General features: G+C 70.8%; 28 protein-coding genes and 1 pseudogene. 9 read left to right on the plus strand and 20 right to left on the minus strand.

The window, feature by feature from the left end:
- Positions 1-258: 258 nt before the first annotated feature.
- On the minus strand, positions 259-1,707 hold the full coding sequence (locus AQI88_RS04285; RefSeq protein ID WP_066992098.1) for an alkaline phosphatase PhoX: 1,449 nt from the start codon (positions 1,705-1,707) through the stop codon (positions 259-261).
- Positions 1,708-1,898: 191 nt separating this feature from the next.
- Complete coding sequence (locus AQI88_RS04290) at positions 1,899-3,326, minus strand: hypothetical protein (protein ID WP_066992102.1); 1,428 nt, start codon at positions 3,324-3,326, stop codon at positions 1,899-1,901.
- A gap of 265 nt (positions 3,327-3,591) precedes the next feature.
- On the opposite strand from AQI88_RS04290, the gene AQI88_RS04295 reads away from it, so the two are divergent.
- Positions 3,592-5,418 carry an endonuclease/exonuclease/phosphatase family protein gene (locus tag AQI88_RS04295; RefSeq protein ID WP_066992105.1) on the plus strand — a complete coding sequence of 609 codons (1,827 nt, stop codon included), beginning with the start codon at positions 3,592-3,594 and terminating at the stop codon, positions 5,416-5,418.
- Between the two features lie 7 nt (positions 5,419-5,425).
- Here AQI88_RS04295 and AQI88_RS04300 read toward each other — a convergent pair whose 3' ends face one another.
- From AQI88_RS04300 to AQI88_RS46510, 5 genes are all read right to left on the minus strand, one after another.
- Complete coding sequence (locus AQI88_RS04300; protein WP_066992108.1) at positions 5,426-6,163, minus strand: SRPBCC family protein; 738 nt, start codon at positions 6,161-6,163, stop codon at positions 5,426-5,428.
- Between the two features lie 14 nt (positions 6,164-6,177).
- A complete protein-coding gene (locus tag AQI88_RS04305; protein ID WP_066992111.1) occupies positions 6,178-6,780 on the minus strand; it encodes an ArsR/SmtB family transcription factor in 603 nt (200 codons plus the stop codon).
- Positions 6,781-6,879: 99 nt separating this feature from the next.
- The gene (locus AQI88_RS04310; protein ID WP_066992114.1) at positions 6,880-7,155 is read right to left on the minus strand and encodes a hypothetical protein; all 276 of its coding nucleotides are present in this window, start codon (positions 7,153-7,155) and stop codon (positions 6,880-6,882) included.
- Positions 7,156-7,261: 106 nt separating this feature from the next.
- Positions 7,262-7,957: a hypothetical protein gene (locus AQI88_RS04315; RefSeq protein ID WP_066992117.1), complete on the minus strand. Its 696-nt coding sequence runs from the start codon at positions 7,955-7,957 to the stop codon at positions 7,262-7,264.
- Positions 7,954-8,094, minus strand: coding sequence for a hypothetical protein (locus tag AQI88_RS46510; protein WP_167357440.1), 141 nt, complete (start codon positions 8,092-8,094; stop codon positions 7,954-7,956). The genes AQI88_RS04315 and AQI88_RS46510 overlap by 4 nt, the downstream gene beginning before the upstream one ends.
- Positions 8,095-8,266: 172 nt before the next feature.
- Here AQI88_RS46510 and dapA point away from each other — a divergent pair, with 172 nt between their 5' ends.
- Complete coding sequence (gene dapA / locus AQI88_RS04320; protein WP_079057387.1) at positions 8,267-9,160, plus strand: 4-hydroxy-tetrahydrodipicolinate synthase; 894 nt, start codon at positions 8,267-8,269, stop codon at positions 9,158-9,160.
- Here the strand turns inward: dapA and AQI88_RS04325 are convergent, their stop codons facing one another.
- Complete coding sequence (locus AQI88_RS04325) at positions 9,161-10,381, minus strand: WD40 repeat domain-containing protein (RefSeq protein WP_066992123.1); 1,221 nt, start codon at positions 10,379-10,381, stop codon at positions 9,161-9,163. It abuts the gene before it with no gap.
- A pseudogene (locus tag AQI88_RS04330) lies at positions 10,378-10,964 on the minus strand (SigE family RNA polymerase sigma factor). The gene AQI88_RS04325 and the pseudogene AQI88_RS04330 overlap by 4 nt, the downstream one beginning before the upstream one ends.
- Before the next feature lie 139 nt (positions 10,965-11,103).
- On the opposite strand from AQI88_RS04330, the gene AQI88_RS04335 reads away from it, so the two are divergent.
- Both AQI88_RS04335 and AQI88_RS04340 read left to right on the plus strand, forming a co-directional pair.
- Entirely contained in the window at positions 11,104-11,613 is a 510-nt protein-coding gene (locus AQI88_RS04335; protein ID WP_066992126.1) for an HAD domain-containing protein, read from the plus strand.
- Between the two features lie 133 nt (positions 11,614-11,746).
- On the plus strand, positions 11,747-11,971 hold the full coding sequence (locus tag AQI88_RS04340) for a response regulator transcription factor (protein ID WP_066992128.1): 225 nt from the start codon (positions 11,747-11,749) through the stop codon (positions 11,969-11,971).
- A gap of 68 nt (positions 11,972-12,039) precedes the next feature.
- On the opposite strand, the gene dapD is transcribed toward AQI88_RS04340, so the two are convergent.
- The 3 genes from dapD to AQI88_RS04355 form a co-directional block, all read right to left on the minus strand.
- Entirely contained in the window at positions 12,040-13,026 is a 987-nt protein-coding gene (gene dapD, locus AQI88_RS04345; protein WP_066992131.1) for a 2,3,4,5-tetrahydropyridine-2,6-dicarboxylate N-succinyltransferase, read from the minus strand.
- A gap of 73 nt (positions 13,027-13,099) precedes the next feature.
- Entirely contained in the window at positions 13,100-13,639 is a 540-nt protein-coding gene (locus tag AQI88_RS04350; protein WP_066992132.1) for a TetR/AcrR family transcriptional regulator, read from the minus strand.
- Positions 13,639-13,959 carry a DMT family transporter gene (locus AQI88_RS04355; protein WP_066992134.1) on the minus strand — a complete coding sequence of 107 codons (321 nt, stop codon included), beginning with the start codon at positions 13,957-13,959 and terminating at the stop codon, positions 13,639-13,641. Before AQI88_RS04355 ends, AQI88_RS04350 begins: the two co-directional genes overlap by 1 nt.
- 199 nt (positions 13,960-14,158) lie before the next feature.
- Here AQI88_RS04355 and AQI88_RS04360 point away from each other — a divergent pair, with 199 nt between their 5' ends.
- Positions 14,159-14,983 carry an AbfB domain-containing protein gene (locus AQI88_RS04360; RefSeq protein WP_066992136.1) on the plus strand — a complete coding sequence of 275 codons (825 nt, stop codon included), beginning with the start codon at positions 14,159-14,161 and terminating at the stop codon, positions 14,981-14,983.
- 53 nt (positions 14,984-15,036) lie between these two features.
- On the opposite strand, the gene AQI88_RS04365 is transcribed toward AQI88_RS04360, so the two are convergent.
- The 8 genes from AQI88_RS04365 to AQI88_RS04400 are packed head-to-tail and all read right to left on the minus strand — an operon-like array spanning position 15,037 to position 21,592.
- Positions 15,037-15,369 carry a metal-sulfur cluster assembly factor gene (locus AQI88_RS04365; protein ID WP_066992141.1) on the minus strand — a complete coding sequence of 111 codons (333 nt, stop codon included), beginning with the start codon at positions 15,367-15,369 and terminating at the stop codon, positions 15,037-15,039.
- A complete protein-coding gene (gene sufU / locus AQI88_RS04370) occupies positions 15,366-15,833 on the minus strand; it encodes a Fe-S cluster assembly sulfur transfer protein SufU (RefSeq protein ID WP_066992144.1) in 468 nt (155 codons plus the stop codon). The genes AQI88_RS04365 and sufU overlap by 4 nt, the downstream gene beginning before the upstream one ends.
- Before the next feature lie 16 nt (positions 15,834-15,849).
- A complete protein-coding gene (locus AQI88_RS04375; protein WP_066992146.1) occupies positions 15,850-17,106 on the minus strand; it encodes a cysteine desulfurase in 1,257 nt (418 codons plus the stop codon).
- Entirely contained in the window at positions 17,103-17,867 is a 765-nt protein-coding gene (gene sufC / locus AQI88_RS04380; RefSeq protein WP_066992149.1) for a Fe-S cluster assembly ATPase SufC, read from the minus strand. The genes AQI88_RS04375 and sufC overlap by 4 nt, the downstream gene beginning before the upstream one ends.
- A gap of 7 nt (positions 17,868-17,874) precedes the next feature.
- Complete coding sequence (locus AQI88_RS04385; protein WP_066992152.1) at positions 17,875-18,204, minus strand: non-heme iron oxygenase ferredoxin subunit; 330 nt, start codon at positions 18,202-18,204, stop codon at positions 17,875-17,877.
- The gene (gene sufD / locus AQI88_RS04390; RefSeq protein WP_066992155.1) at positions 18,201-19,385 is read right to left on the minus strand and encodes a Fe-S cluster assembly protein SufD; all 1,185 of its coding nucleotides are present in this window, start codon (positions 19,383-19,385) and stop codon (positions 18,201-18,203) included. Before sufD ends, AQI88_RS04385 begins: the two co-directional genes overlap by 4 nt.
- 57 nt (positions 19,386-19,442) lie before the next feature.
- On the minus strand, positions 19,443-20,864 hold the full coding sequence (gene sufB / locus AQI88_RS04395) for a Fe-S cluster assembly protein SufB (protein ID WP_066992158.1): 1,422 nt from the start codon (positions 20,862-20,864) through the stop codon (positions 19,443-19,445).
- Positions 20,861-21,592: a helix-turn-helix transcriptional regulator gene (locus AQI88_RS04400; protein WP_066992161.1), complete on the minus strand. Its 732-nt coding sequence runs from the start codon at positions 21,590-21,592 to the stop codon at positions 20,861-20,863. Before AQI88_RS04400 ends, sufB begins: the two co-directional genes overlap by 4 nt.
- Before the next feature lie 195 nt (positions 21,593-21,787).
- On the opposite strand from AQI88_RS04400, the gene AQI88_RS04405 reads away from it, so the two are divergent.
- The 4 genes from AQI88_RS04405 to AQI88_RS04420 are packed head-to-tail and all read left to right on the plus strand — an operon-like array spanning position 21,788 to position 25,381.
- Entirely contained in the window at positions 21,788-22,603 is an 816-nt protein-coding gene (locus tag AQI88_RS04405; protein WP_066992164.1) for an AAC(3) family N-acetyltransferase, read from the plus strand.
- 31 nt (positions 22,604-22,634) lie between these two features.
- Entirely contained in the window at positions 22,635-23,558 is a 924-nt protein-coding gene (locus tag AQI88_RS04410; RefSeq protein WP_066992167.1) for an ABC transporter ATP-binding protein, read from the plus strand.
- Positions 23,559-23,605: 47 nt separating this feature from the next.
- The gene (locus AQI88_RS04415; protein ID WP_244184059.1) at positions 23,606-24,322 is read left to right on the plus strand and encodes an ABC transporter permease; all 717 of its coding nucleotides are present in this window, start codon (positions 23,606-23,608) and stop codon (positions 24,320-24,322) included.
- Between the two features lie 48 nt (positions 24,323-24,370).
- Positions 24,371-25,381 carry a COX15/CtaA family protein gene (locus AQI88_RS04420; protein WP_066992173.1) on the plus strand — a complete coding sequence of 337 codons (1,011 nt, stop codon included), beginning with the start codon at positions 24,371-24,373 and terminating at the stop codon, positions 25,379-25,381.

Below are 25,381 nucleotides of genomic sequence, written 5' to 3' on the forward strand. Positions count from 1 at the left end.
CTCTTTGGAAAAGAAGTAACCGCAGCCTGCGCACCGGGAGGTGCATGAAGTTTTCGGTGTCCAGAGATCGAGGTCGGCGGAACCGACGGTTGGTGCTCTAACCCCTGAGCTACACCGGCCCGTCGAGCCGGTGGCGGGACTCGAACCCGCGGCCTCCCCATGAAGAGTGGAAGTAGGTCCTGCCTGTCGCACCTGGACGTGGATCACTCTAGGAGGGGAACCGCGGGACGAGCGAGCGAATTAATTACGACGCCGAAGTCAGTCGCACTTCTGCCGCTTCCAGGGCCCCGTGACGGCCAGCATGATGCCCGGCTCCTGGATGTTGGCGAACAGGGTGCGGCCGTCGGGTGAGAAGGTGACGCCGGTGAACTCGCTGTACTCGGGCTTGTCCGCGGTGCCGATGTTGAGTTCGTTGCGGGCGATCGGGTAGGTGCGGCCGCTGTCGGTGGCACCGAACAGGTGCTGGACGCCCTCGCCGTCCTCGGCGATGACCAGGCCGCCGTAGGGGGAGACGGTGATGTTGTCCGGGCCGTCGAAGTCGCCGTCGGCGGACGGGTCCGGGTTGACGCCGAGGAGGACCTTGAGGGTCAGGGTGCGGCGCCTGGGGTCGTAGAACCAGACCTGGCCGTCGTGCTGGACGGGGCTCTCCGCGCGGGCGAAGGAGGAGACGATGTAGGCGCCGCCGTCGCCCCACCACATGCCCTCCAGCTTGCGGGCGCGGGTGACCTGGCCGTCGGTGAACTGCTTGCGGACCGAGACCGTCCTGGCGTCACGGTCGGGGACGTCCACCCAGTCGACGCCGTACACGGTGCCGGTCTTCGTGGCCCGGGACAGGTCGTCCACGAACCTGCCGCCGGAGTCGAAGCACTTGAAGGCCTGGAGGACGCCCGCGTCGTCGGCGAGGGTGCGCAGCCTGCCGCGGCCGTGGCGGAAGCCCTCCGGCGGGGTCCAGCGGTAGAACAGGCCGTTGGGTCCTGCCGCGTCCTCGGTGAGGTACAGGTGGCCGCGCTTGGGGTCCACCACGACGGCCTCGTGGGCGTAGCGGCCGAGCGCCTTGACGGGCTGGGGGTCGCGGTTGGCCCGGCGGTCGGCGGGGTCGACCTCGAAGACGTAGCCGTGGTCCTTGGTCATGCCGTTCTGGCCGGCCTTGTCCTCGGTCTCCTCGCAGGTCAGCCAGGTGCCCCACGGGGTGTTACCGCCCGCGCAGTTGGTGGAGGTGCCGGCGATGCCCACCCACTCGGCGACCTGGTCGCGGCGCACCTCGACCACCGTGCAGCCACCGGAGGCGGCGGGGTCGTAGACGAGGCCCTCGGTGAGCGGCACCGGGTACGTCCAGTTGGCGCGCGGGCCCTTGAGCTCGTGGTTGTTGACGAGGAGGGTGGCGCCGCGAGGACCGTCGAAGGTGGAGGTGCCGTCGTGGTTGGACGGGGTGAACTCACCGGACTCCAGCGTGGTCTTCCCGCTGTAGGTGATGATCCGGTACTTGAAACCGGCGGGCAGCGCGAGGATGCCGTCCGGGTCGGGGATCAGCGGGCCGTAGCCGACGCCGTGGTGGCCGTGCGCCGACTCGCCGTCCGCGCTCTCGATGTCGTCCGTGGCGGCGAGGGCTCCCGGGGCGGTGGCGAGGGCGTCGACGCTGCCCGCCAGCGCGACCCCGGCACCGGTGATCGCGGATTTTCTGGCGAAGTCCCTGCGGGTGAGCGACATGGTGTCTCCTGTGACGGTGGGCGTGCCGTGGAGGGTGGCGGGGCTTCGGTTCGGCGCACACGCTCCCGCCACCTTTTGAACGGGAGTTGAACACCGGGCTACGTCGAAGACCCCTGTTCCATGAATCCGTATGCACCGCCCCATGGCCGGCCAAAACACCGGCCATGTCCGCTCCATGTCCGGGCCGCTGCTCAGCCCCCTTGCTGGGAACGGGCCTTGAAGGCAGCCTTCCGCGCCTCCTTCGCCACCTTCTTGTCCGGATGCAGCCGCCCCATCGCCTCCAGCACATCCGCGGTGGCGGGATGCTCCACCCGCCAGGCAGCCGCGAAGAACCCGCTGTGCTGCTCGGCCAGCCCCTCCACCAGTGCCTGCAGCTCCTCCGAGTTGCCCTCGGCGGCCAGCTGTGCGGCCACCGTGTCGATGGTCAGCCAGAACACCAGCTCCTGCGAGGGCGCGGGTACACCGGAGGCGCCCCGCTCACTGAGCCACACCCGGGCGAGCCCGCCCAGCTCGGGATCGCCGAGAACGTCCCGCAGCGCGGGCTCGGCCTCGGCGCCGACCAGGGACAGCGCCTGCTGGCAGCGCAGCCTGCGCAGCGGCGCCCCGGCGTCGGCACCTCGCGCCGCCGCCAGCAACTCCCGGGCCGCGTCGAGCGGTTCGCGGCAGGTCAGCCACTGCTCGGTCTCGGCGCGTGCGGCGGACTGCCCGAAGTGCGCGGTGCCGTCGAGGAGCACGTCCGCGCCCTTGTCGGCGAGTTCACCGACCGCGGGCGCCTCGAACCCGGCCTCCAGCAGCCGCGCCCGCAGCCCGTACGCGCCCAGCGGGGTGAGCCGGACCATGCCGTAGCGGGAGACGTCGGTGTCGTCCACCGGGGCCGAGGGCTCTTCCTCCGCATCGGCCATCAGCGCCTCGTCCACCGGCTGGTACTCCACCAGACCGACCGGCTCCAGCATCCGGAACTGGTCGTCGAGGCGCATCATCGCGTCGGAGACCTGTTCCAGGACGTCGTTGGTGGGCTCGCCCATGTCGCTGGGGACGATCATCGAGGCGGCGAGGGCGGGCAGCGGCACCGGACTCTCGCCGGGGCCGTCCTCACTGACGGTCAGCAGGTAGAGGTTGCCGAGGACGCCGTCGAGGAAGTCCGCCTCGGCCTCCGGGTCCCAGTCGAGTGACGAGAAATCGACCTCGCCGCCCTCGTCCATCGCGTCGACCAGACCGTCCAGATCGGGCACGCCGGCGTCCGCGACGACGGTCTCCAGGGCGGCCAGCCACACCGTCAGCACATCGTGCGGGGAGCCGCCGGTGAGCAGCGCCAGTTCGTCCGCGGCGGCGACGGTCCCGGCCTCTTCGTCCACGATCTCGACCAGTCCGGCGTCCACGGCCACCCGCCAGGCCTCACTGGCGTAGGCGGCGGCGTCGTCCCCGTCGAGGCCGAGCAGTTCGGCGGCGGCCGGAAGCTGTTCCTCGACCAGGCCGCCGCCGGCGTCCACGCGGGTGTCGGGCCCGGCCCAGCGGGCGAGGCGGGCGGCGCGGGAGAGCAACGGCGTGGACAGCGCGGCGCGCGCCAGCTCCGCTTCGGGGCGCAGCCGTACGGGCGGCAGGGGGGAGCTGTCTGACATCGGCTGGTTCTCCTCGGACCGTGAACGGACTCAGCCGCTCAGCCTAGACGGATTTCCACCCATGCCGCCCGGTTCATCTCTTCGCCGACGGCCGTACATGGCCGAAACCTTGACAACTCCCGGGAACAGGCAGGAGATTGACGCGCGTAGAAGTTGGGGGGACAACTGTTCACTCTGTTCTACGCGTGTCACGCAGGGCTACGGGCCCTGCACACTCCCGTTCCACCCTCGTCCCGGCGCTCACGCACGTCCCCGGAGGGATCCCTTGCCGAGCAGGTCTTCCGCGCGCCTCGCCGCGCTCACCGTCGCCGCCGTCTGCAGCGCGGCCTCTGCCGTCGCCCTGACCTCCCCCGCGCACGCCGACTCGGTGCGCATCCACGACATCCAGGGCACGACCCGAATATCGCCGTACGCGGGCCAGAAGGTCACGGACGTGCCGGGCATCGTCACGGCCACGCGCACGTACGGCTCCTCCAAGGGCTTCTGGCTCCAGGATCCGACCCCGGACGACAATCCGGCCACCAGCGAGGGCGTGTTCGTCTTCACCGGCTCCGCGCCGAAGGCCGCGGTCGGCGACTCGGTCACGGTGACCGGCACGGTCTCCGAGTACGTCCCGGGCGGCACGTCCTCCGGCAACCAGTCGGTCACCGAGATCACCAAGCCGACCGTCACCGCCGTCTCCACCGGCAACGCGGTCCCGGCCCCGGTCGTCATCGACGAGGACACGGTGCCGGACGCGTACGCCCCCGCCGGCGACACCGCCGCGAGCGGCTCCGTCAACGGCCTGGCCCTGGACCCCTCGAAGTACGCCCTGGACTACTACGAGTCCCTGGAGGGCATGAACGTCCAGGTCGAGGACACCCGCGTGGTCACCGCCACCGACCCGTACAGCGAGCTGTGGGTGACGGTGAAGCCGCACGAGCACCGCACGCACCGCGGCGGCACCATCTACGGCTCCTACGACTCCCAGAACACCGGCCGTCTGCAGATCCAGTCGCTGGGTGCCACCGCCGACTTCCCGAAGGCGAACGTCGGCGACACTCTGGAGGGCACCACCACGGGCCCGCTGGACTTCAACCAGTTCGGCGGCTACACCCTGGCCGCGAGTAAGCTCGGCACGCTGAAGAGCGGCGGTCTGCAGCGGGAGACCACGCGCAAGCAGGCGCGCGGCGAGCTGGCGGTGGCGACCTACAACGTCGAGAACCTCGACCCGTCGGACGCCACCTTCGACAAGCACGCGGCCGCGATCGTGAACAACCTGCAGTCGCCGGACATCGTGTCCCTGGAGGAGATCCAGGACAACAACGGTGCCACCGACGACGGCACGGTCGACGCGAGCCGGACCGTCACCAAGCTGATCGACGCGATCGTCGCGGCGGGCGGCCCGAAGTACGACTGGCGCTCGATCAACCCGGTCAACGACCAGGACGGCGGCGAGCCGGGCGGCAACATCCGCCAGGTGCTCCTGTTCAACCCGGAGCGGGTGTCCTTCGTGGACCGCGCGGGCGGTGACTCCACCACCGCGGTCGGCGTCACCAAGGTGAACGGCAAGGCGCAGCTGACGGTCTCGCCGGGCCGGATCGACCCGGCGAACGCGGCCTGGAAGAGCAGCCGCAAGCCGCTGGCGGGCGAGTTCGTCTTCCGTGGCAAGACCGTCTTCGTGATCGCCAACCACCTCAACTCCAAGGGCGGCGACCAGGGTCTGACCTCGCAGTACCAGCCGCCGGTGCGCAGCTCGGAGATCCAGCGCCACGCCCAGGCGACCGAGGTGAACGCGTTCGTCAAGGACATCCTGTCCGTGCAGAAGAACGCGAACGTCATCGCGCTCGGCGACATGAACGACTTCGAGTTCTCCGGGACCGCGAAGATCCTCGAGGGCGACGGCGAGCTGTGGTCGGCGATCAAGTCGCTGCCGAAGAGCGAGCGTTACACCTACGACTACCAAGGCAACCAGCAGGTCCTGGACCAGATCCTGATCAGCCCGGCGATCCGGCGCGGCTGCGACTTCGCGTATGACAGCGTGCACGTCAACTCGGAGTTCAACGACCAGATCAGCGACCACGACCCGCAGGTGCTGCGGTTCCGTCCGTAACTCCCGGTCAGGACTGGCTGAACACGCCGTTCAGCCAGTCCTGCCAGGCTCTCTCGTCCGCCTTGGCGTCGGCGTCCGGTGCGAAGTCGTGCACGCTGATGCCGAGCGGCGCGCCCCAGTGGCCGCGTCCGAAGAAGCGGACGAGGGCGCTGTCGGTGCGCAGCCCGATGAAGTACGGGTTGCGGTAGTCGAGTACGGCGTCCAGGGTCCGCCCGCCGGGCCCTCGGGCGCTGACCTTCGTGCCCGCGGCCGTGTCGTCCGCCAGGTCGAGCGCCCGGGCGACGGCGGCGAGCGCCCGCGGGGTCTGCGAGGCCGCGGGCCCCTCCAGCTGGGCGAAGGTGACCGGGCGGGGCGCGAAGTGCGTGAGGTACTCGCACAGGGTGTGCAGGTAGAAGTTGGTGTGCTTGCTCGCGCCGTCGTACTGGTTGTTCCAGTCGTCGGTGAAGATGCCGCTGTGGACGTAGCGCACCCAGGCCCGGCGGCCCTCGTCGCGCGGCTCGATGGTGTAGTCGAGCTGGTTGAGGGACTGGACCGGGAAGCCGACGTCCTCGCTGCGGTTGGTGTAGCGATGGGGCGGGTCCCAGGCGGTGACGGTGGACCCGAAGGGTCCCGTGCCGCCCACCCGGGGCTCGGGCGGGTCCATCGGCCACAGATAGCCACCGGTACCGGTGGTGATGGCCTCCCACACCTTCTCGGGCGGGACGTCGACCTCGAACTCGCGGACGATCTCGAATTCCTTGGACATGGTGGGGCTCCTGCTCAGCTTTCGAGGGTGGGCTGGTCCTTGACCGTGGGGTGGAGGGCCACGACGATCCGGTGGTCGCGGCCGCCCTCGGCGTCGGGGGCCTCGTACTTGCGGATCAGGGCGCTCACGCCCGCCGTCAGCTCCTGCACGAAGGCCGCGCGGTCGGCGGCGGAGGCGAAGCGGACCTCGCCGTCCAGGGCGTAGGTCGCCAGTTGTCTGCGGGCCTTGGCGGCGCCGGTGATCAGCGCGCCGACGTCCCGCACCAGGCGGGCGCCGAGCGCGAGCAGCCAGCGTGCGGAGAGCTGGTCACGGAAGCGGTCCGGGTCCGGCTGCACGGCGGCGAGGGCGGCCGGCGAGATGACGTACGACGCGGCGGTCGCGCGCATCAGCCGCTCGGTGACATTGCCCTTGCGGCGCTCCCCGGCCAGCTCGACCAGGCCGTGCCGCTCCAGCGCCTTGAGGTGGTAGTTCACCTTCTGCCGGGGCAGCCCGACCTGGCCGGCCAGCATCGCGGCGGAGGCCGGCCCGGCGGCCAGCTCGGCGAGCAGCCGGGCCCGTATCGGGTCGAGCGATACGGCTGCGGCCTCGGGGTCCTCGATCACGGTCACGTCCAGCATGCGTCCACCCTCTCACCGAAAACTTTTTTTGTCCAGACGGACCAAGTTGTCGGTGAGAGGGTGCACGCGCCCCCTGGCCGCCCGGAGGACCGGGTGAGGTCAGTGGTGCCGGCGGCGCAGCACGCCCACCGTGGCGAGGGCGGCGCCCGCCGCGCCCGCGACGATCAGGGGGCGCGGATGGCGGAGTGCGGTCTGGGTGGCGCTCGAGCGCAGCTGCACGGTCATGGCGCCGGCCTTGTCCCTGAGGTCGGCGGCCCGGGTCAGCGCCCGGCCCTTCACATCGGCCCTGGCGAGCCGGTTCCTGGCCTGCTCGATCTGGTGCCGCAGTTCGTCGGGGCCCTTGGCGCCCGAGCCGTGCGGAGTCCTGTGCGTCATCGGTGTGCCCTTTCCCTGATCACGTCCGGCCGGACGGCCGGACGCGTCCGATCGCGGTGCGCTGCCCCCTCCCTACGGAATATCCGGGTACCCCCGCCGGCGGCCGTCAGCCCTTCTCCGCTCCCCCGGCGCCGCGTTCGCCGAGGCGGGCGAGTTGGGTCTGGAACCAGTCGAGGCGCGCCTGCAACAGGGCCGCTTCGGCAACGAGTTCGGGCACGCCCGGCTCCCCGTCGGCCGGCAAGCTGGCGGACGGAACCGCCGCAGCGCCGCTGCCCGCGACCACCCGCAGCCCCTGACCGGCCAGCCGGGCGAATCCGGCGAGCGAGACGGACGGACGAGCGCGCACACAGCCCGCGCATGCGGGCGCGAGGGCCCGCCAGCCGGGTCTGCCCCAGCCGGCGTCGGCGAGCGCGGCCGCGGTGGCGCCGCAGGCGCACGGGCCGGCGGTCGCCGTGCGCACGCGCTGCCGTGCGTAGCGGAAACCGCGCTCGAAGCGGATGTAGGCGCCGAGCACCAGGACTTCGAGCAGCATGGCGGCCCGGTGTTCCGCGGTGCACAGCAGGGCCTCGGCGGCCGTACGGTCGTGCACGCAGTGGAAGCCGCAGTCGCACCGGCGCGCGGGCGGGCGGTGCCTGCGCCCGTAGACGCAGGAGGCGTCGTCGAGCACGCCGTACGGCAGCGCGCCGCCCAGTGACACACCGGTGAACCCGGCCCGGGTGCCGTCCTGGGACAGCACCGGGTGGGCGATCTTGTAACCGGTCGGCGGCTCCGTCGGGCGTTCCGCCGGGAGCCGCAGCCTCATCGGGCCGCCGGTACCTCTTCGCGGGCCGGTTCGGCCGGTGCACCGAGGGTGATCCCCTCGGGGAGCTGCGGCTCCTCCTCGTGGACGAGCGGCCGCTCCTCGGCGACTCCGGTGGCCAGTGCCTTGCCGAGCTTCATGGTGCCTCCCATGACCGACGTCGATGACCGTCCGGGCCCCATGGTGACCCATGAAGGGCCGAGTTGGACACCGGGCCGTCGGCCACCCTTGCTCAACAACTTAGCAACACTTACCAATATCTCGCAGAAGAATTAAGTAGAGCTTCAGCATCGTCCCGCCGAGACTACTCCCATGACGAATCGACGCCAGCCCTTCGGCCGGACCCTGTGCGCGATGATCACCCCGTTCACCGAGGCGGGCACGCTCGACCTGGAAGGTGCCCGGCAGCTGGCCGGCCGCCTGGTGGCACAGGGCTGCGACGGTCTGGTGCTGAACGGCACCACGGGCGAGTCGCCGACCACCACGGACACGGAGAAGGCGGAACTGGTCGCGGCCGTCCGGGAGGCGGTCGGCGAGGACGTCACGCTGGTGGCAGGCGTCGGCAGCGCCGCCACGCGGCACACGATCGAGGGGGCCCTCGCGGCCGAGAAGGCGGGCGCCGACGCCGTGCTGGTGGTGACGCCGTACTACAGCAGGCCGCCGCAGGAAGCCGTGGAGGCGCACTTCCGGCAGGTCGCCGACGCGAGCGGCCTGCCGGTGATGCTCTACGACATCCCGGGCCGCACCGGCACCCGGATCGAGCCCGAGACGATGATCCGCCTCGCCGAACACCCGCGGATCGTGGCGGTCAAGGACTGCTCCTACGATTTCCTCGGCACCCAGAAGGTGCTGGCGCACACGGACCTGGCGTACTACGCGGGCTGTGACGAGCATGTGCTGGCGCTGTACGCGGTCGGCGCGGCGGGCTGTGTGAGCACGGTCGCGAACGCCGCCCCCGGCCCGATCGCCGCGATCCTCGACGCCTTCGACGCCGGCGACACCGCCCGGGCGACCGAACTCCAGTTGCGGGCAACGCCGTTGATCGAGGCGATGATGGGCGCGGGGCTGCCGGGCACGGTCACCGCCAAGGCCCTGCTGGCCCGCCTGGGCCTGCCCGCGGGCCCGGTGCGCGCACCGCTGCTTCCCGCCGGCCGGGAGGCGGCCGACGGGCTGCTGGCGCGGTACGAGACGCTGGCCGCGCCCTGATCAGCGGTCGGCGAACACCGGTTGCCAGTACGTGGGGGTCGACTCGGGGTCCGGAGTCTCGTAGCCGCTCAGCGGGACGATGTCCGTCCTGCCGATCGTGACCAGCACCAGCCGGAGCCGGTACAGCTCCATGCCGGGGTCCCGCTCCCAGGCGATGAGCCGCTTGTCGTCCACCCAGGCGAGCAGCTGCGCGCCGCGCACCCGGGTGATCTCCTTGCCGCTTCGCGGATCACGGATCGAGGAGTACGACGTGCCGTGCGGCTCCGCCACCGGCCCCCAGGCGGCGAGCCGTCCGTCCGGGGACAGCCGGGCGCTCACGTCCGACCTCAGCCGGCGCTCGTTCGCGGGCGCGGCGGCCTCCCGGCCCGTGAGGTCGTAGAACTGCTGCATGCCGTCCCGGGACCCCACGATCCGCGCGTACAGCAGGTCACCGGTGCGGCTGAAGGCGAAGTCCTCGCGGCCCTGGGCGGCACGGTTCGGCGCGACGCGGGCCCAGGTTCCCCTGCCGGAGGCCACGTCCAGGATCTCGAAGCCGGTCCGGGGCATGGATCCGAACCGCGGCCCCCAAGTGCTGCGGCCGGTCTGCGCGTCGGTGACCTTGCCGAACCCGTCGGGATTCTCGCTGTACGTCGTGGCGACCAGCCTGTGGCCGTCCGGCGAGAAGGCGAGCCCTCCGACGCCGTGGGCCACCGGGATCCACCGCTCGACCTCCCCCGTCGCGAGGTCGAGCAGGCCGATGCGGGCGGCGGGCAGCTTCCGCTCCAGCACGGCGGCGGTCCGCAGGCCCGGGGCGACGGCCACGAACGACCAGCGGGCGTCCTTCCGGTACCGGCCGGTCCTGGGGTTCAGCAGCCAGTACGTGCGCTCACCGAGCGCGAGGCCGGCGCTGTGCGGCACGGTACGGGTCGTGTAGTACGCGGCCAGTGCCGACCGCCCGGCCGCGATCAGCTCGCGCGGCGGCGACTGGTCGGGGTGGGCGTGGACGGCACGGGAGTCCGGCACGCCGGACGGCCGTACGTCCTTGGTGCCGCCGGAGTCCAGCAGCGGCACCCCGGCACCGATGGCGATCACCGCGGCGGCGGCAGCGGCGACGGACGCCAGCCGGCGGGTACGGCGGCGCCGACGGGCGCCCAGCACCCGGTCGGCGAATCCCGGCGGCACCGGCGGCTGCTGCGCGGCCTGCTCCCGCAGCGCGTCGCGCACGAGGTCCTCGACGTTCACGGACGCACCTCCACGGGCGAGAAGCCACGGGACGGCTGGTGCCGCCGGGGTTCCCGTGCCGCCAACTCGGGGGCCAGTTCACGGAGTCTGGCCAGGGAGCGGTGGGTGGTGGACCGTACGGTGCCCACCGAGCAGCCCAGCAGCCGGGCCACTTCGGCCTCGGGCAGGTCCTCGAAGGTGGAGGTCCCCCCGCTCGAGCGAAGCCGAGAGTGGGGGAGGAGGACCAGCACGGTGCGCTGGCGGGCGGTGAGCCGGGACAGGGCCGCGCGCAGCACGAGCCGCAGCTCGGCGGCGCCGGATGCGTCCGGGGCCGCGGGGGTCTCCGGCGGTCGGCGACCGTGACCTCGCGCCGCGGCCACTTCAGCCGCCAGCGGCTGATCTGCTGCCGGTAGAGGATCCGCCGGACATAGGCCTTCGGCTCGTCGATCCGCTGCCAGCGCCCGGCCGCCTTGACCAGCGCGTTCTGCAGCATGTCCTCGGCGGCGTGCCGGTCCCCGCCGGTCAGCAGGACGGCCGTCCTCAGCAGCGCCGACGACCGGCCGGCCACGAACTCCCGGAAACTCTCGTGTGCCTCGGCATCCATCGTCACCTTCTCCGTCCCCCGGGCCGACCTGCTGTCGGGGCCCTGCATCCCTGGTGACGCGGGGGCGAGGGCGCCACTATGCCTGCCCGGCGGAAGAAAATCCCGCGCCCCGCCCGCCGCGGCGCCGTACGGTGATCGCGTGAGCCGCCCTCTGTTGTTCCTGGACGTCGACGGTCCGCTCAACCCGTACGCGGCCCAGCCGGAGCGCCGCCCCGAGGGCTGTACGACGATCAGGGCGTCCCTACGTCCCGGCCGGCCCCTGCGGCTGTGGCTGAACCCGTCCCACGGCCCGGCGCTGCTGTCGCTCGGCTACGACCTGTGCTGGGCGACGACGTGGATGGCCGAGGCCAACCGCTGGATCGCCCCGGTGCTGGGGCTGCCCGAGCTGCCGTACGTCGACTTCGGCGGCCAGTTGTTCGCCGAGCGGCCGGACGGGGTCCACTGGAAGACGGTGGCGATCGTGCGGTACGCCGGGGGCCGCCCGTTCGCGTGGGTGGACGACGAGCAGAGCCCGGCGGACAGCGCCTACGTGGCGGCGCATCACTGCGGGCCCGCGCTGCTGTACCACGTCGATCCGAGGACCGGCCTGCGGGCGGAGGACTTCACGGCGCTGGCGAAGGCCGCGTCCGGGCTCGTGACACGGCTGTGACAGTCGGCGGACGCCGCCATGACGTCACCTAAGCAAACTCTAAGAAACAGGGCGAAAAGCCGATATTCGGACATTTAGCCCCTGCTTCCGACGATGCGAGCAGCGACACCGCCGACCCGCCGAAGGAAATCCCATGAGCGTCACCGTCACCACCGCCCAGACCGAAGCCTCCGCACTGGCTCCGCGCGAGCGGGAGACCCTCCACCACATCGCCGCCGGGCGCACCTACCTCCAGACGGCCCGCCACATGGGGCTCTCCCAGCACACGGTCGACGCCTACCTCCGCCGCATCCGGGCCAAGCTCAACATCAACAGCACGGCCGAACTGACCCGGCTGGCCATCGCCCTGGGCCTGTGACCCGGAGCCGGACGACCGACGGCGGCCGCGCTCGGGGCGGCCGCCGTCGGTCGTCTGTGCCGTCCGCGTCAGTTGTGGCTGTGCAGGATGTCGTTCAGGCCGCCCCACACCGCGTTGTTCGGACGGGCCTCGACGGCGCCGGTGACCGAGTTGCGGCGGAAGAGGATGTTGGAGGCGCCGTTGAGCTCACGGGCCTTGACGATCTGGCCGTCGGGCATCGTGACCCGGGTGCCCGCGGTGACGTACAGGCCGGCCTCGACCACGCACTCGTCGCCGAGCGCGATGCCGACGCCCGCCTCGGCGCCGATCAGGCAGCGCTCGCCGATGGAGATGATCACGTTGCCGCCGCCGGACAGCGTGCCCATGGTGGAGGCGCCGCCGCCGATGTCCGAGCCGTCGCCGACCACGACACCCGCGGAGATCCGGCCCTCGACCATGGAGGTGCCGAGCGTGCCGGCGTTGAAGTTGACGAAGCCCTCGTGCATGACCGTGGTGCCCTCGGCGAGGTGCGCGCCCAGGCGGACCCGGTCGGCGTCGGCGATCCGCACGCCCTTCGGGGCGACGTAGTCGGTCATGCGCGGGAACTTGTCGATCGAGGTGACCTGGAGGTGCAGGCCCTCGGCGCGGGCGTTCAGCCGCACCTTCTCGACGTCGTCCACGGCGACCGGGCCGAGCGAGGTCCAGGCGACGTTGGCGAGGTGCCCGAAGATGCCGTCCAGGCTCTGGCCGTGCGGCTTGACCAGGCGGTGCGAGAGCAGGTGCAGCCGCAGGTAGGCGTCGTGCGCGTCGATCGGCTTCTCGTCGAGCGAGGCGATGACCGTACGGACCGCGACCACCTCGACGCCCCGGCGGGCGTCCGGGCCGATCGCCGCGGTCGCGCCGGTGCCGAGCAGCTCGGCGGCCCGCTCGGCGGACAGGCGCTCGGTGCCGGCGGGGCCGGGCTCCGCGACGAGTTCGGGGGCCGGGAACCAGGTGTCGAGAACGGTGCCGTCGGAGGCGAGGGTGGCAAGGCCGGCGGCGACGGCGCCGGTGGTACGAGAAGCAGTGTCGGTCATGCAGGAAACCTAACGTGGGGAAGGTCGTGGGGGCGAACCCGTACGGGCGGCGTCTCAGGTGCCGGGCGCGGGTTCAGGGGATCACCCGAGCCAGCACGGCGCGCGCGTACCCCTCGTCGTACGAACCGCCCGTCAGCAGTACCTGAAGACAGATGCCGTCCATCAGCGCGAGCAGGGCACGCGCCGTGACCGCGTCCGTGCGCCGGGCGATCCTCACCGCCGCCTCCTCGGTCCACTCGGCCGCGACCGGGCGCAGCGCGGGCCGCCGCAGTGCGGCCAGATACAGCTCGTACTCCAGCTCCACGCCCGTACGGTCGCCGCTCAGCCACTCCCCCAGCACCCGGGCGAGGTCCGTCGCGAGGTCGCCCCGGCCGTCCTTGTCCTCGGGCAGCCGCTCGGCCAGCACCTTGGCGTACCCCTCGTTCGCCTGCCGCAGGGCGGCCACCATCAGCTCCTCCAGGGTGGCGAAGTGGTACGTCGTGGAGCCCAGCGGCACATCCGCCTCGGCGGCGACCGTGCGGTGACTCAGCCCCGCGATGCCCTTGCTCCCGACCACCCGGATCGCCGCGTCGATGATCCGCTGCCGCCGCTCGGGGTCGTGTCGGCGGGGCATCAGTGAGCGCCTCCCATGTTCAGCACCACCACTCCCCCGACGATCAGCAGGATCCCCGCGACCTTGGTCGCGCTCAGCCCCTCCCCGAACAGCAGCAGGCCGAGCAGCGCGATGGCCGCGGTGCCCACCCCGGACCAGATCGCGTACGCCGTGCCGATCTGCACGGTCTTCAGGGTCCGGGCGAGCAGTGCGAAGGCGACAAGGTAGCCCAGGGCCGTCACGAGGGAGGGCCAGAGCCGGCTGAACCCCTCGCTGTACTTCATCGCCGTCGTCGCGGCGACCTCGGCGGCGATGGCGCCGGCGAGCAACAGGTATCCCATGTGTACAAGCGTACACAACGTTTGCGTACGCCCGTACACATAACAAGTTTCATTTTCATAGAAACCGCTCGCTGAAACGCCCCACACCGGCCCCTCGGCTCCACTACTGTGCAGCCCTCGGCACCACCACTGCTTCACAGTTCACCCACCTCACCCACACACCCCGGCCGTCGCCCTGGGCGGCGGTGGAGACCCACGCATGCCTGAAAACACCCCCCACCCCCCGCAGCACCGGCCCTGGGAGAACGGCTGGGCCCCGGACACCTCGCGGGCTCCCGGCACCCGAAGACTGTGGCTGGCCGGCGCACTGGCGCTGGCCACCGTCGCCACCGGCGTGACCGCGATAGCCGTCAGCAGCCGGACCCCGCAGGAGAAGGCCTCCCCGGCCACGACCGCAGCGGCCACGGACAACGGCCCCGGCCTGCTCTCCTTCGCCTCCCCGCCGGCGAGTACGGCACCTCACCCCAAGGGCGAGAGCGCCATGACCTCGGGGACGCCCTCCGCCCCCGCCTCCCCCACGCCCACGACCACGGCCACGGCCCACGCGCAGCAGTCCGGGCCCGCCAAGTCCCCGGCACCGCACAGGAGTTCCTCGAAGCCCTCGGCCGAGTGGCGCTCCGTCCGCTCCCTCAACTACCCGGACCGTTACTGGCACATCACCGGCGACTACGTGAAGCTGGAGCCGGTCGCCTCACCCTCGGACCGCCTCGCCGCCACCTTCAAGCTCGTCAAGGGCCTGTCCGACGCCCGCTGTTACTCCTTCGCCACCGCCGACGGCGCCTACCTGCGTCACCGCAACTTCCTCCTGCGCGCCGAGCACGACGACGGCTCGCCGCTCTTCGGCCGGGACGCCACGTTCTGCCCCCGCACGTCCTCCTTCAGCGGCGCGACCATGCTGGAGTCCGTCAACTACCCCGGCCGCTTCCTGCGCCACCAGAACTTCCAGCTGAAGCTGGACCCGTACCAGAACACCGGCCTGTACCGGGCGGACTCGGCGTTCTCGCTGGTGGACGGGCTCGCCTGAACACACGAAAGCGGCGGCACCCGTCAGGTGCCGCCGCTTCACGCGCGGATGTCTCAGACGTTGAACCCGAGCGCCCTCAGCTGCTCGCGGCCGTCGTCCGTGATCTTGTCGGGGCCCCACGGCGGCATCCAGACCCAGTTGATGCGCAGCTCGTTGACCAGGCCGTCGGTGGCGGACTTGGCCTGGTCCTCGATGACGTCCGTCAGCGGGCAGGCCGCCGAGGTCAGCGTCATGTCGATCGTCGCGATGTTCGCGTCGTCGATGTGGATGCCGTAGATCAGGCCGAGGTTGACGACGTCGATGCCCAGCTCGGGGTCGACGACGTCGTACAGGGCCTCACGGAGTTCGTCTTCCGAGGCCGGCTTCATCTCAGCGGTGTCGGTCATGCCGTCTTCCTTTCGGCGTCGGCGCCACCCAGCGCCTGGGCCGTCGCGTCCTTCCACGCCATCCAGCTCAGGAGGGCGCACTTGACCCGGGCGGGGTACTTGGAGACACCGGCGAACGCGACCGCGTCCTCCAGCACCTCCTCCATCGCGTCGTCCGGCTCGATCCGGCCCTTGGACTGCATCAGCTCCAGGAAGGTCTCCTGGATCTTCTGCGCGTCGGCCAGTTCCTTGCCGACGAGGAGTTCGTTCAGGACGGACGCCGAGGCCTGGCTGATGGAGCAGCCCTGGCCCTCGTACGAGACGTCCTCGATCGTCGTGCCGGCGTACTTCACGCGGAGGGTGATCTCGTCGCCGCACGTCGGGTTCACATGGTGCACCTCGGCGTCGCCATCCCTCAGACCACGCCCGTGCGGGTTCTTGTAGTGGTCCAGGATGACTTCCTGGTACATGGAGTCCAGCTTCACGGTTTCAGCACGCCCCTCAGCCGAAGAAGTTCCGTACGTGCTCCAGTCCGTCGACCAGAGCGTCGATCTCGGCCGGCGTGGAGTACAGATAGAACGACGCTCGCGTGGTCGCAGGAATTCCGTAGCGCAGGCAGACGGGACGGGCGCAGTGGTGGCCGACGCGGACCGCGATGCCCTGCTCGTCGAGGACCTGGCCCACGTCGTGCGGGTGGATGTCGCCCAGCGTGAAGGAGATCGCCGCGCCCCGGTCCTCGGCCGTGGTCGGGCCGATGATCCTGAGGTCGGGGACCTCTGCGAGGCGCTTCACCGCGTACTCGGTCAGCGCGTGCTCGTGGGCGAGGATCTTGTCCATGCCGATCGAGTTCAGGTAGTCGATCGCGGCACCGAGACCGACCGCCTGGGCGATCGGCGGGGTGCCCGCCTCGAACTTGTGCGGCGCCGGGGCGTAGGTCGAGGAGTGCATCGACACCGTCTCGATCATCTCGCCGCCGCCGAGGAACGGAGGCAGGTCCTCCAGCAGCTCCTGGCGGCCCCACAGGACGCCGATGCCGGTCGGGCCGCACATCTTGTGGCCGGTGAAGGCCACGAAGTCGGCCTGGAGGGCCTGGACGTCCAGCGGCATGTGGGGGGCCGCCTGGGAGGCGTCGATGCAGACGAGGGCACCGACCTCCTGGGCGCGGCGGACTATCGCCTCGACCGGGTTGACCGTGCCCAGGATGTTCGACACCAGCACGAAGGAGACGATCTTCGTCTTCTCCGTGATGATCTCGTCGATGTTGGACAGGTCCAGGCGGCCGTCGTCGGTGAGGCCGAACCACTTCAGCTTGGCGCCGGTGCGCTGCGCGAGCAGCTGCCACGGCACGATGTTGGAGTGGTGCTCCATCTCCGTGATGACGATCTCGGTCTCGTGGTCCACCCGGTAGGGCTCGTCGGCCCAGCCCAGCATGTTGGCCACGAGGTTCAGCGACTCGGAGGCGTTCTTGGTGAAGATCACCTCGTCGCGGCTCGGCGCGTTGACGAACTCGGCGACCTTGTCGCGCGCGCCCTCGTACAGCGCCGTGGCCTCCTCGGCGAGCACATGCACACCGCGGTGGACGTTGGCGTTGTAGCGCTCGTAGTACTCGCTCAGGGCGTCCAGCACCTGGCGCGGCTTCTGCGAGGTCGCCGCGTTGTCCAGGTACACGAGCTTCTTGCCGTCGTGGACCAGCCGGTCCAGCACGGGGAAGTCCTTGCGGATCGCCTCGGTGTCGAGGAGGCCCGGCAGCTGTGTCACGCGGATGCGCCACCCTTCGTGTATGCCTCGTAGCCCTCGTCCTCCAGCTTGTCGGCGAGCTCGGCGCCGCCGGACTCGACGATGCGGCCGCCGGAGAAGACGTGGACGTAGTCGGGCTTGATGTAGCGCAGGATGCGCGTGTAGTGCGTGATCAGCAGGGTGCCGACCTCGCCGGTCTCGCGGACGCGGTTGACGCCCTCGGAGACGATGCGCAGGGCGTCGACGTCCAGGCCGGAGTCGGTCTCGTCGAGGATCGCGACCTTCGGCTTGAGCAGTTCGAGCTGGAGGATCTCGTGGCGCTTCTTCTCACCGCCGGAGAAGCCCTCGTTGACGTTGCGCTCGGCGAAGGACGGGTCCATGTTGAGGCGCTCCATGGCCTCCTTGACCTCCTTCACCCAGGTGCGCAGCTTGGGGGCCTCGCCGCGGATGGCGGTGGCGGAGGTGCGCAGGAAGTTGGAGACCGAGACGCCGGGGACCTCGACCGGGTACTGCATCGCCAGGAACAGGCCCGCGCGGGCGCGCTCGTCGACGGACATCTCCAGGACGTCCTCGCCGTCGAGCAGCACGGTGCCGCTGGTGATCGTGTACTTCGGGTGACCCGCGAGCGAGTAGGCGAGGGTGGACTTGCCGGAGCCGTTGGGGCCCATGATGGCGTGCGTCTCGCCCTGCTTCACGGTGAGGTCGACGCCCTTGAGGATCTCCTTCGTGGCGTTGTCGGCCTCGACGGTGACGTGCAGGTCTCGGATTTCAAGCGTTGCCATGGGTGCCTCAGGACTCCTGGGTGAGGGAGACGAGAACGTCGTCCCCTTCGATCTTTACGGGGTATACGGGGACGGGGCGCGTCGCGGGGAGGCCGGACGGCTTGCCGGTGCGCAGGTCGAAGGCGGAGCCGTGCAGCCAGCACTCGATCTGGCAGTCCTCCACCTCGCCCTCGGAGAGCGAGACGTTCGCGTGCGAGCAGATGTCGTGGATCGCGAACACCTCCCCCTCGGTCTTCACGACCGAGACCGGCGTGCCGTCGAGTTCCACCCGCTTCGGGGTGTCCTCCTCCAGCTCGCTCAGCCCACAGGCGCGTAGGAACGTCGACGAGGCAGTCATGCGACCGACGCCTCCAGCTCCTCTTCGATCTTGGCGATGAGGCGCTCCTCGATGTCCGCGACGCCGATCTGCTGGACCAGCCCGGCGAAGAAGCCGCGGACGACGAGGCGGCGGGCCTCGTGCTCCGGGATGCCCCGCGCCATCAGGTAGAAGAGCTGCTCGTCGTCGAAGCGGCCGGTGGCGGAGGCGTGACCGGCGCCGACGATCTCGCCGGTCTCGATCTCCAGGTTCGGCACCGAGTCGACCCGCGCGCCGTCGGTCAGCACCAGGTTGCGGTTCATCTCGTAGGTGTCGGTGCCCTCGGCGCTGGCCTCGATCAGCACGTCACCGATCCACACGGCGTGCGCGTCGTCGCCCTGGAGCGCGCCCTTGTAGACGACGTTCGACTTGCAGTGCGGGGTGTTGTGGGTGACCAGGAGGCGGTGCTCCTGGTGCTGGCCCGCGTCGGTGAAGTACAGGCCGAAGAGCTCGGCCTCGCCGCCGGTGCCGGCGTAGGCGACGCGCGGGTGCAGCCGGACGAGGTCGCCGCCGAAGGTGACCACGAACGACTTGAAGGAGGCGTCCCGGCCGATCAGCGCGTTGTGCTGGCCCACGTGCACGGCCTTGTCGTCCCAGTCCTGGACGCAGACGACGGTCAGCTTGGCGCCGTCGCCCAGGATGTAGTCGACGTTGGCGGCGAGCACCGCGTCGCCGGTGTGGTCGATGACGACGACGGCTTCGGCGAAGGCGCCCAGCTCGATCACCTGGTGGCCGTAGGCGACCCCGCCCTCACCGTGCACGGCGATGCGGATCGGCTCGGTGAGCACCGTCTCCTTGGGGACGGTGACCACGCCGGCCTGCTCGAAGGCGGAGTACGCCTGGGCGGCGACGCGGTCCACCGGGGTGCCCGCCCTGCCGAGCCGCGCGTCGTCGCGGCCGACGGTCTCGACGGTGACGCCCTCGGGGGCCTCGACGGCGACCTTCACGCCCTCGCCGCTCGCGACGGCGGTGCCGTCGTGCAGACCGCGCAGTCGCTCCAGCGGGGTGAACCGCCACTCCTCCTCGCGGCCGTGCGGGACCGGGAAGTCCGCCACGTCGAAGGACGGGGGCGCGCTCATGCGCGTGGCGACGGTCGACTCGGCGGCGACCGCGATCGAGCCGGCGGTGGTGGAACCCACCGGGATGTTCTGGGCCTCAGCCATGGCTGTCGTAGTGCTCGCTTTCTTGCGTGATTGGCTTGATGGGACAGCGGTCGGGGGCTAGCCCACCGCGCCTTCCATCTGGAGCTCGATCAGCCGGTTGAGCTCAAGGGCGTACTCCATCGGCAGCTCCTTGGCGATCGGCTCGACGAAGCCGCGCACGATCATCGCCATCGCCTCGAACTCGGTCATGCCCCGGCTCATCAGGTAGAAGAGCTGGTCGTCGCTGACCTTGGAGACGGTCGCCTCGTGGCCCATGGACACGTCGTCCTCGCGGACGTCGACGTACGGGTACGTGTCGGAGCGGGAGATGGTGTCGACCAGCAGCGCGTCGCACAGCACGTTCGACTTCGAGCCGTGGGCGCCCTCGCCGATCTCGACCAGACCGCGGTAGGACGTACGGCCGCCACCGCGCGCCACGGACTTCGAGACGATGTTGGACGAGGTGTTCGGCGCCATGTGGACCATCTTGGAGCCGGCGTCCTGGTGCTGGCCCTCGCCGGCGAAGGCGATGGAGAGGGTCTCGCCCTTGGCGTGCTCGCCCATCAGGTAGACGGCCGGGTACTTCATCGTCACCTTGGAGCCGATGTTGCCGTCGATCCACTCCATGGTCGCGCCCTCGTAGGCGACGGCGCGCTTGGTGACCAGGTTGTAGACGTTGTTCGACCAGTTCTGGATGGTCGTGTAGCGGCAGCGGGCGTTCTTCTTGACGATGATCTCGACCACGGCGGAGTGGAGGGAGTCGCTCTTGTAGATCGGGGCCGTACAGCCCTCGACGTAGTGCACGTAGGCACCCTCGTCCACGATGATCAGGGTCCGCTCGAACTGGCCCATGTTCTCCGTGTTGATACGGAAGTAGGCCTGGAGCGGGATCTCGACCTGCACACCCTTCGGCACGTAGATGAACGAGCCGCCGGACCACACGGCGCTGTTCAGCGACGCGAACTTGTTGTCGCCGACCGGGATGACGGTCCCGAAGTACTCCTTGAAGAGCTCGGGGTGCTCCTTCAGCGCGGTGTCGGTGTCCAGGAAGATGACGCCCTGCTCCTCCAGGTCCTCGCGGATCTGGTGGTAGACGACCTCCGACTCGTACTGGGCGGCGACACCGGCGACGAGGCGCTGCTTCTCGGCCTCCGGGATGCCCAGCTTGTCGTAGGTGTTCTTGATGTCCTCGGGCAGGTCCTCCCAGGACTCCGCCTGCTTCTCCGTGGAGCGCACGAAGTACTTGATGTTGTCGAAGTCGATGCCCGAGAGGTCCGAGCCCCAGTTCGGCATGGGCTTCTTCTCGAACAGGCGCAGGCCCTTGAGGCGGAGCTTGGTCATCCACTCCGGCTCGCTCTTCTTCGCCGAGATGTCCCGGACCACGTCCTCGTTCAGGCCACGCTTCGCGGAGGCACCGGCCTCGTCGGAGTCGGCCCAGCCGTATTCGTACTTGCCCAGACCCTCGAGTTCGGGGTGGGCAGTCTCCGTGGGGAGAGTCATGCGGGGTTCCTCCCGGCCGTGCTAGCAGATGCGTCAGTGGAAATCTTGGGGATGAACGTCGTGCAGACGCCGTCGCCGTGGGCGATGGTCGCCAGTCGCTGGACGTGGGTTCCCAGCAGCTCGGCGAAGATCTCCGTCTCCGCCTCGCACAGCTGCGGGAACTGTTCCGCCACGTGGGCGACCGGGCAGTGGTGCTGGCACAGCTGCTCGCCGACCGGTGCGCTGCGCGCCGTAGCAGCGTACCCGTCGACACTCAGGGCCTTGGCCAGCGCTTCGGCGCGTTTGTCGGGGCCGACGCCCTCGACCGCCTTGCGGTACGCGCCCGCCTGGGCGGCGATCCGGGCGCGGGCGAAGGCGGCGACCGCCTCGGCGCCGCCCTCCTGCTCGGCGATCCAGCGCAGGGCGTCCACGGCGAGCTTGTCGTACGACTGGTCGAAGGCGTCGCGGCCGCAGTCCGTCAGCGCGAAGACCTTGGCGGGGCGGCCACGGGTCCGGGCGCCGTACACCCGCTGCTCGCGCGCCTCCACGACGTCGTCGGCGACCAGGGCGTCCAGGTGCCGCCGTACGGCCGCCGGGGTCAGTCCCAGGCGTCCGGCGAGTTCGGTGACGGTCGACGGGCCGTGGTCCAGGATGGACCGCGCGACCCGGTTGCGCGTCGATCGCTCCCCGGTCGCGAGCTCCTCATGGGGGGCCACCAAGGCCTCCCGAGTCTCGCCGACGTTTTTCACAACGCCATTGTTGCGTAATTCCTCAGGGCCTGACAAGCCGTGTCCGGATCACCGAACGGTGCCCTGCATCACTTAGGCATACCTAATCTGACCTGCGGAAATGATCTTCTGATCGATCATTCGCCGATCATTCGGTGATGGCCTTCCGGCGATTTCGGTGGCGCCGGACAGGCCCGTCGGGAAGACTCCCGAACCATGCCCATACCCCCTCCGACCGGCCCTCTTGTCACTCGCGACACCGTCGCCGCACAGCTGCGCCTGCTGGGTGTCGAGACCGGCGAGATTCTCCTCGTGCACACCTCGCTCAGCTCCCTCGGCTGGGTCAACGGAGGGGCCGTCGCCGTCGTGCAGGGGCTCCTCGACGCCCTCGGCCCGTCCGGCACGCTCGTCGTCCCGACCCAGTCCGCGGACCTGTCCGACCCGGCCGTGTGGGGCAATCCCCCCGTGCCCGAGGAGTGGTGGGACAGGATCCGCGCCACGATGCCCGACTACGACCCGCTGATCACCCCCTCGCGCGGGGTCGGCGTGCTCCCGGAGACCGTGCGCACCTGGCCGGGCGCCCGGCGCAGCGCGCACCCGCAGACCTCGTTCGCGGCGCTCGGGCCGCGCGCCGCGGAGATCACCGAGGGCCACGCCCCCGACTGCCGGCTGGGCGAGCGCAGCCCGCTCGCCCGGCTGGAGAAGCTGGCCGCCCGGGTCCTGCTGCTGGGCGCGGGCTACGACGCCTGTACCAGCTTCCACCTCGCCGAGTACCGCATACCGTCCCCGCTGGTACGGGTGGGCCGGCCGGCACCGGGCGGCGGCTGGGAGTCGGTCACCGAGGTGTCGATCACCTCGGACCGCTTCGACGAGCTGGGCCACGACTTCGAACGGGACCGGCCGGTCGTACGGGGAAAGGTCGGCTCGGCCGACGTACGGCTGTTCCCGGTGGCGGACGCGGTGGCCTACGCCGAGCGGTGGCTGGCGGTGCACCGGCCCCGTGCGGAGGAGTTCCCGCACCCGGCCGCCTGAGCGGTCCGACATCTCCCTAGACTCTTGAGCCATGCGAAGTGAGCCCGTGGTCCAGGTCCAGGCCCTGGTGAAGCGGTACGGCACGAAGACCGCGGTGGACGGCCTCGACCTGGCGGCCCAGGCGGGTGTGACCGCCGTACTCGGTCCCAACGGGGCGGGGAAGACGACCACGGTCGAGACCTGCGAGGGGTACCGGAAGCCGGATTCCGGCACGGTGCGCGTCCTGGGCCTCGACCCGGTACGGCAGTCCGCCGAGCTGCGTCCCCGTATCGGCGTGATGCTCCAGTCCGGGGGTGTGTACTCCGGCGCCCGGGCGGACGAGATGCTGCGGCACGTGGCCAGGCTGCACGCGCATCCGCTGGACGTGGACGCGCTGATCGAACGCCTCGGGCTCGGCTCCTGCGGACGCACCGGCTACCGGCGGCTCTCCGGCGGCCAGCAGCAGCGGCTCGCGCTCGCCATGGCCGTGGTGGGCCGTCCCGAGCTGGTGTTCCTGGACGAGCCGACCGCCGGCCTGGACCCCCAGGCCCGCCGGGCCACCTGGGACCTGGTCGGGGACCTGCGCGCCGACGGCGTCTCGGTGATCCTCACCACGCACCACATGGAAGAGGCCGAGCAGCTCGCCGACGACGTGGCGATCATCGACGGCGGCCGGGTCATCGCCCAGGGCTCCCCCGAGGAGCTGTGCAAGGGCGGTGCCGAGAACACCCTGCGCTTCACCGGCCGCCCCGGCCTCGACGTGGCCTCGCTGCTCAAGGCGCTCCCGGCCGACTGCACGGCCGCCGAGCTGACCCCGGGCAGCTACCGGGTCGTCGGCAACGTCGACCCGCAGCTGCTGGCCACGGTGACCTCGTGGTGCGCCCAGCACGGGGTGATGCCGGACCGGATCTCGGTGGAGCGGCACACCCTGGAAGACGTCTTCCTGGAGCTGACCGGCAAGGAGCTGCGCTCGTGACTGTGGGTACGTACACACCGAAGCCCGGTGCCGCCCCGCTCCCCCGCATGATCGGAGCCCAGGCGGCGCTGGAGACCAGGATGCTGCTGCGCAACGGCGAGCAGCTGCTGCTGACGGTCGTGATCCCGACCCTGCTGCTGGTGCTCTTCAGCTCCGTGGACATCGTGGACACCGGCAAGGGCAGGGCGGTCGACTTCCTCGCCCCGGGCATCCTGGCTCTCGCCGTGATGTCGACGGCGTTCACCGGGCAGGCCATCGCGACCGGCTTCGAGCGCCGCTACGGCGTGCTCAAGCGGCTCGCCTCCTCCCCGCTGCCGCGCTGGGGCCTGATGGCCGCGAAGACGGCGTCCGTCCTGGTCACGGAGATCCTCCAGGTGATCCTGCTGACGGTGATCGCCTTCGCGCTGGGCTGGTCCCCGCACGGCAACCCCCTCGCCGTCCTGCTGCTGCTGATCCTCGGCACGGCCGCCTTCTCCGGGCTCGGCCTGCTGATGGCGGGCACGCTGAAGGCGGAGGCGACGCTGGCCGCCGCCAACCTGGTCTTCCTGCTGCTGCTCGTCGGCGGCGGCGTGATCGTGCCGCTCGACAAGTTCGGCTCGGCCGGAGCGCACATCCTCGGCCTGCTCCCCATCTCCGCCCTCTCGGACGGCCTGCGGGACGTGCTCCAGCACGGGGCCGGGATGCCCTGGGGCGACCTGGGCATCCTCGCCGGGTGGGCGGTCGTGGGGCTGGCCGCGGCCGGGAGGTTCTTCCGGTGGGAGTGACCCGTTCAGGTGCCCCCTCGTGAAAGCGTGCACAAGCGGCGGCCTACGATGGTGCGCGTGCCAAAGCTGAACCGCGCCGACGCCCAGGCGGCCCTGCGCAACCCGCTCGCCTTCATCGCCGAACGCTGGACCCCGGACCCCCGGACGGTCCGCCGGGCGGCGCTCGCCGCGCTCGTCATGTCGGTGGTGATCGTGGTCACCGGCGGTGCCGTCCGCCTGACCGGCTCGGGCCTGGGCTGCCCGACCTGGCCCACCTGCACGGACGACTCGCTGACCACCACCAGCGCGATGGGCTTCCACGGTGCCATCGAGTTCGGCAACCGCATGCTGACGTACGTGCTGTGCGCCGCCATCGGCTGGGCGATCATCGCAGTGCGCTCCGAGAAGCCGTACCGGCCGAGCCTCACCCGGCTCGGCTGGACGCAGTTCTGGGTGGTCATGGGCAACGCGGTGCTCGGCGGCATCGTGGTCCTGGTGGGCCTGAACCCGTACACGGTCGCCGCCCACTTCCTGCTCTCCACGGGGCTCATCGCCATCGCCACGGTGATGTGGCAGCGCACCCGCGAGGGCGACGGGGCGCCGCGGCCGCTGGTCGGCAAGGCCGTGCAGCAGCTGGTCTGGTTCCTGGTGGCCGCGTCCGTGCTGCTGATCGCGGTCGGCACGGTGGTGACCGGGGCCGGGCCGCACGCGGGTGACTCCAGCGAGGTCGACCGGATCCACATCGACTGGGAGACGGTCAGCAAGCTGCACGCCGTGCTCGCCTGGATCGTGGTGACCCTCACCTTCGCCCTGTGGTTCGTCCTCAAGGCCGTCGACGCCCCCAAGGGGCCCCTGGACCGCACCCGCGACCTGTTCCTGATCCTGCTCGGGCAGGGTGTCATCGGCTACGTCCAGTACTTCACGCACCTGCCCGAGGCCCTCGTCGGCCTCCACATGTTCGGCTCGTGCCTGGTGTGGATCGGTGTGCTGCGCGTCCTGCTGTCGCTGCGGGAGCGCCCGCAGGCCGCCCTGGACCTGCCCGGTCCCTCGGCCGAGGTGACGGTGGGCACGCGCGCGTGA

This window comes from Streptomyces cellostaticus (genome assembly GCF_001513965.1).
GTDB classification, from domain to species: domain Bacteria; phylum Actinomycetota; class Actinomycetes; order Streptomycetales; family Streptomycetaceae; genus Streptomyces; species Streptomyces cellostaticus.

Bases quoted from the DNA above. Each gene is read 5' to 3' on its own strand.
- AQI88_RS04285 (WP_066992098.1), bottom strand. From the start codon at position 1,707: ATGTCGCTCACCCGCAGGGACTTCGCCAGAAAATCCGCGATCACCGGT.
- AQI88_RS04290 (WP_066992102.1), bottom strand. From the start codon at position 3,326: ATGTCAGACAGCTCCCCCCTGCCGCCCGTACGGCTGCGCCCCGAAGCG.
- AQI88_RS04300 (WP_066992108.1), bottom strand. From the start codon at position 6,163: ATGTCCAAGGAATTCGAGATCGTCCGCGAGTTCGAGGTCGACGTCCCG.
- AQI88_RS04305 (WP_066992111.1), bottom strand. From the start codon at position 6,780: ATGCTGGACGTGACCGTGATCGAGGACCCCGAGGCCGCAGCCGTATCG.
- AQI88_RS04310 (WP_066992114.1), bottom strand. From the start codon at position 7,155: ATGACGCACAGGACTCCGCACGGCTCGGGCGCCAAGGGCCCCGACGAA.
- AQI88_RS04315 (WP_066992117.1), bottom strand. From the start codon at position 7,957: ATGAGGCTGCGGCTCCCGGCGGAACGCCCGACGGAGCCGCCGACCGGT.
- AQI88_RS46510 (WP_167357440.1), bottom strand. From the start codon at position 8,094: ATGAAGCTCGGCAAGGCACTGGCCACCGGAGTCGCCGAGGAGCGGCCG.
- dapA (WP_079057387.1), top strand. From the start codon at position 8,267: ATGACGAATCGACGCCAGCCCTTCGGCCGGACCCTGTGCGCGATGATC.
- AQI88_RS04340 (WP_066992128.1), top strand. From the start codon at position 11,747: ATGAGCGTCACCGTCACCACCGCCCAGACCGAAGCCTCCGCACTGGCT.
- dapD (WP_066992131.1), bottom strand. From the start codon at position 13,026: ATGACCGACACTGCTTCTCGTACCACCGGCGCCGTCGCCGCCGGCCTT.
- AQI88_RS04350 (WP_066992132.1), bottom strand. From the start codon at position 13,639: ATGCCCCGCCGACACGACCCCGAGCGGCGGCAGCGGATCATCGACGCG.
- AQI88_RS04355 (WP_066992134.1), bottom strand. From the start codon at position 13,959: ATGGGATACCTGTTGCTCGCCGGCGCCATCGCCGCCGAGGTCGCCGCG.
- AQI88_RS04360 (WP_066992136.1), top strand. From the start codon at position 14,159: ATGCCTGAAAACACCCCCCACCCCCCGCAGCACCGGCCCTGGGAGAAC.
- AQI88_RS04365 (WP_066992141.1), bottom strand. From the start codon at position 15,369: ATGACCGACACCGCTGAGATGAAGCCGGCCTCGGAAGACGAACTCCGT.
- sufC (WP_066992149.1), bottom strand. From the start codon at position 17,867: ATGGCAACGCTTGAAATCCGAGACCTGCACGTCACCGTCGAGGCCGAC.
- AQI88_RS04385 (WP_066992152.1), bottom strand. From the start codon at position 18,204: ATGACTGCCTCGTCGACGTTCCTACGCGCCTGTGGGCTGAGCGAGCTG.
- sufD (WP_066992155.1), bottom strand. From the start codon at position 19,385: ATGGCTGAGGCCCAGAACATCCCGGTGGGTTCCACCACCGCCGGCTCG.
- sufB (WP_066992158.1), bottom strand. From the start codon at position 20,864: ATGACTCTCCCCACGGAGACTGCCCACCCCGAACTCGAGGGTCTGGGC.
- AQI88_RS04405 (WP_066992164.1), top strand. From the start codon at position 21,788: ATGCCCATACCCCCTCCGACCGGCCCTCTTGTCACTCGCGACACCGTC.
- AQI88_RS04410 (WP_066992167.1), top strand. From the start codon at position 22,635: ATGCGAAGTGAGCCCGTGGTCCAGGTCCAGGCCCTGGTGAAGCGGTAC.
- AQI88_RS04415 (WP_244184059.1), top strand. From the start codon at position 23,606: ATGATCGGAGCCCAGGCGGCGCTGGAGACCAGGATGCTGCTGCGCAAC.
- AQI88_RS04420 (WP_066992173.1), top strand. From the start codon at position 24,371: ATGGTGCGCGTGCCAAAGCTGAACCGCGCCGACGCCCAGGCGGCCCTG.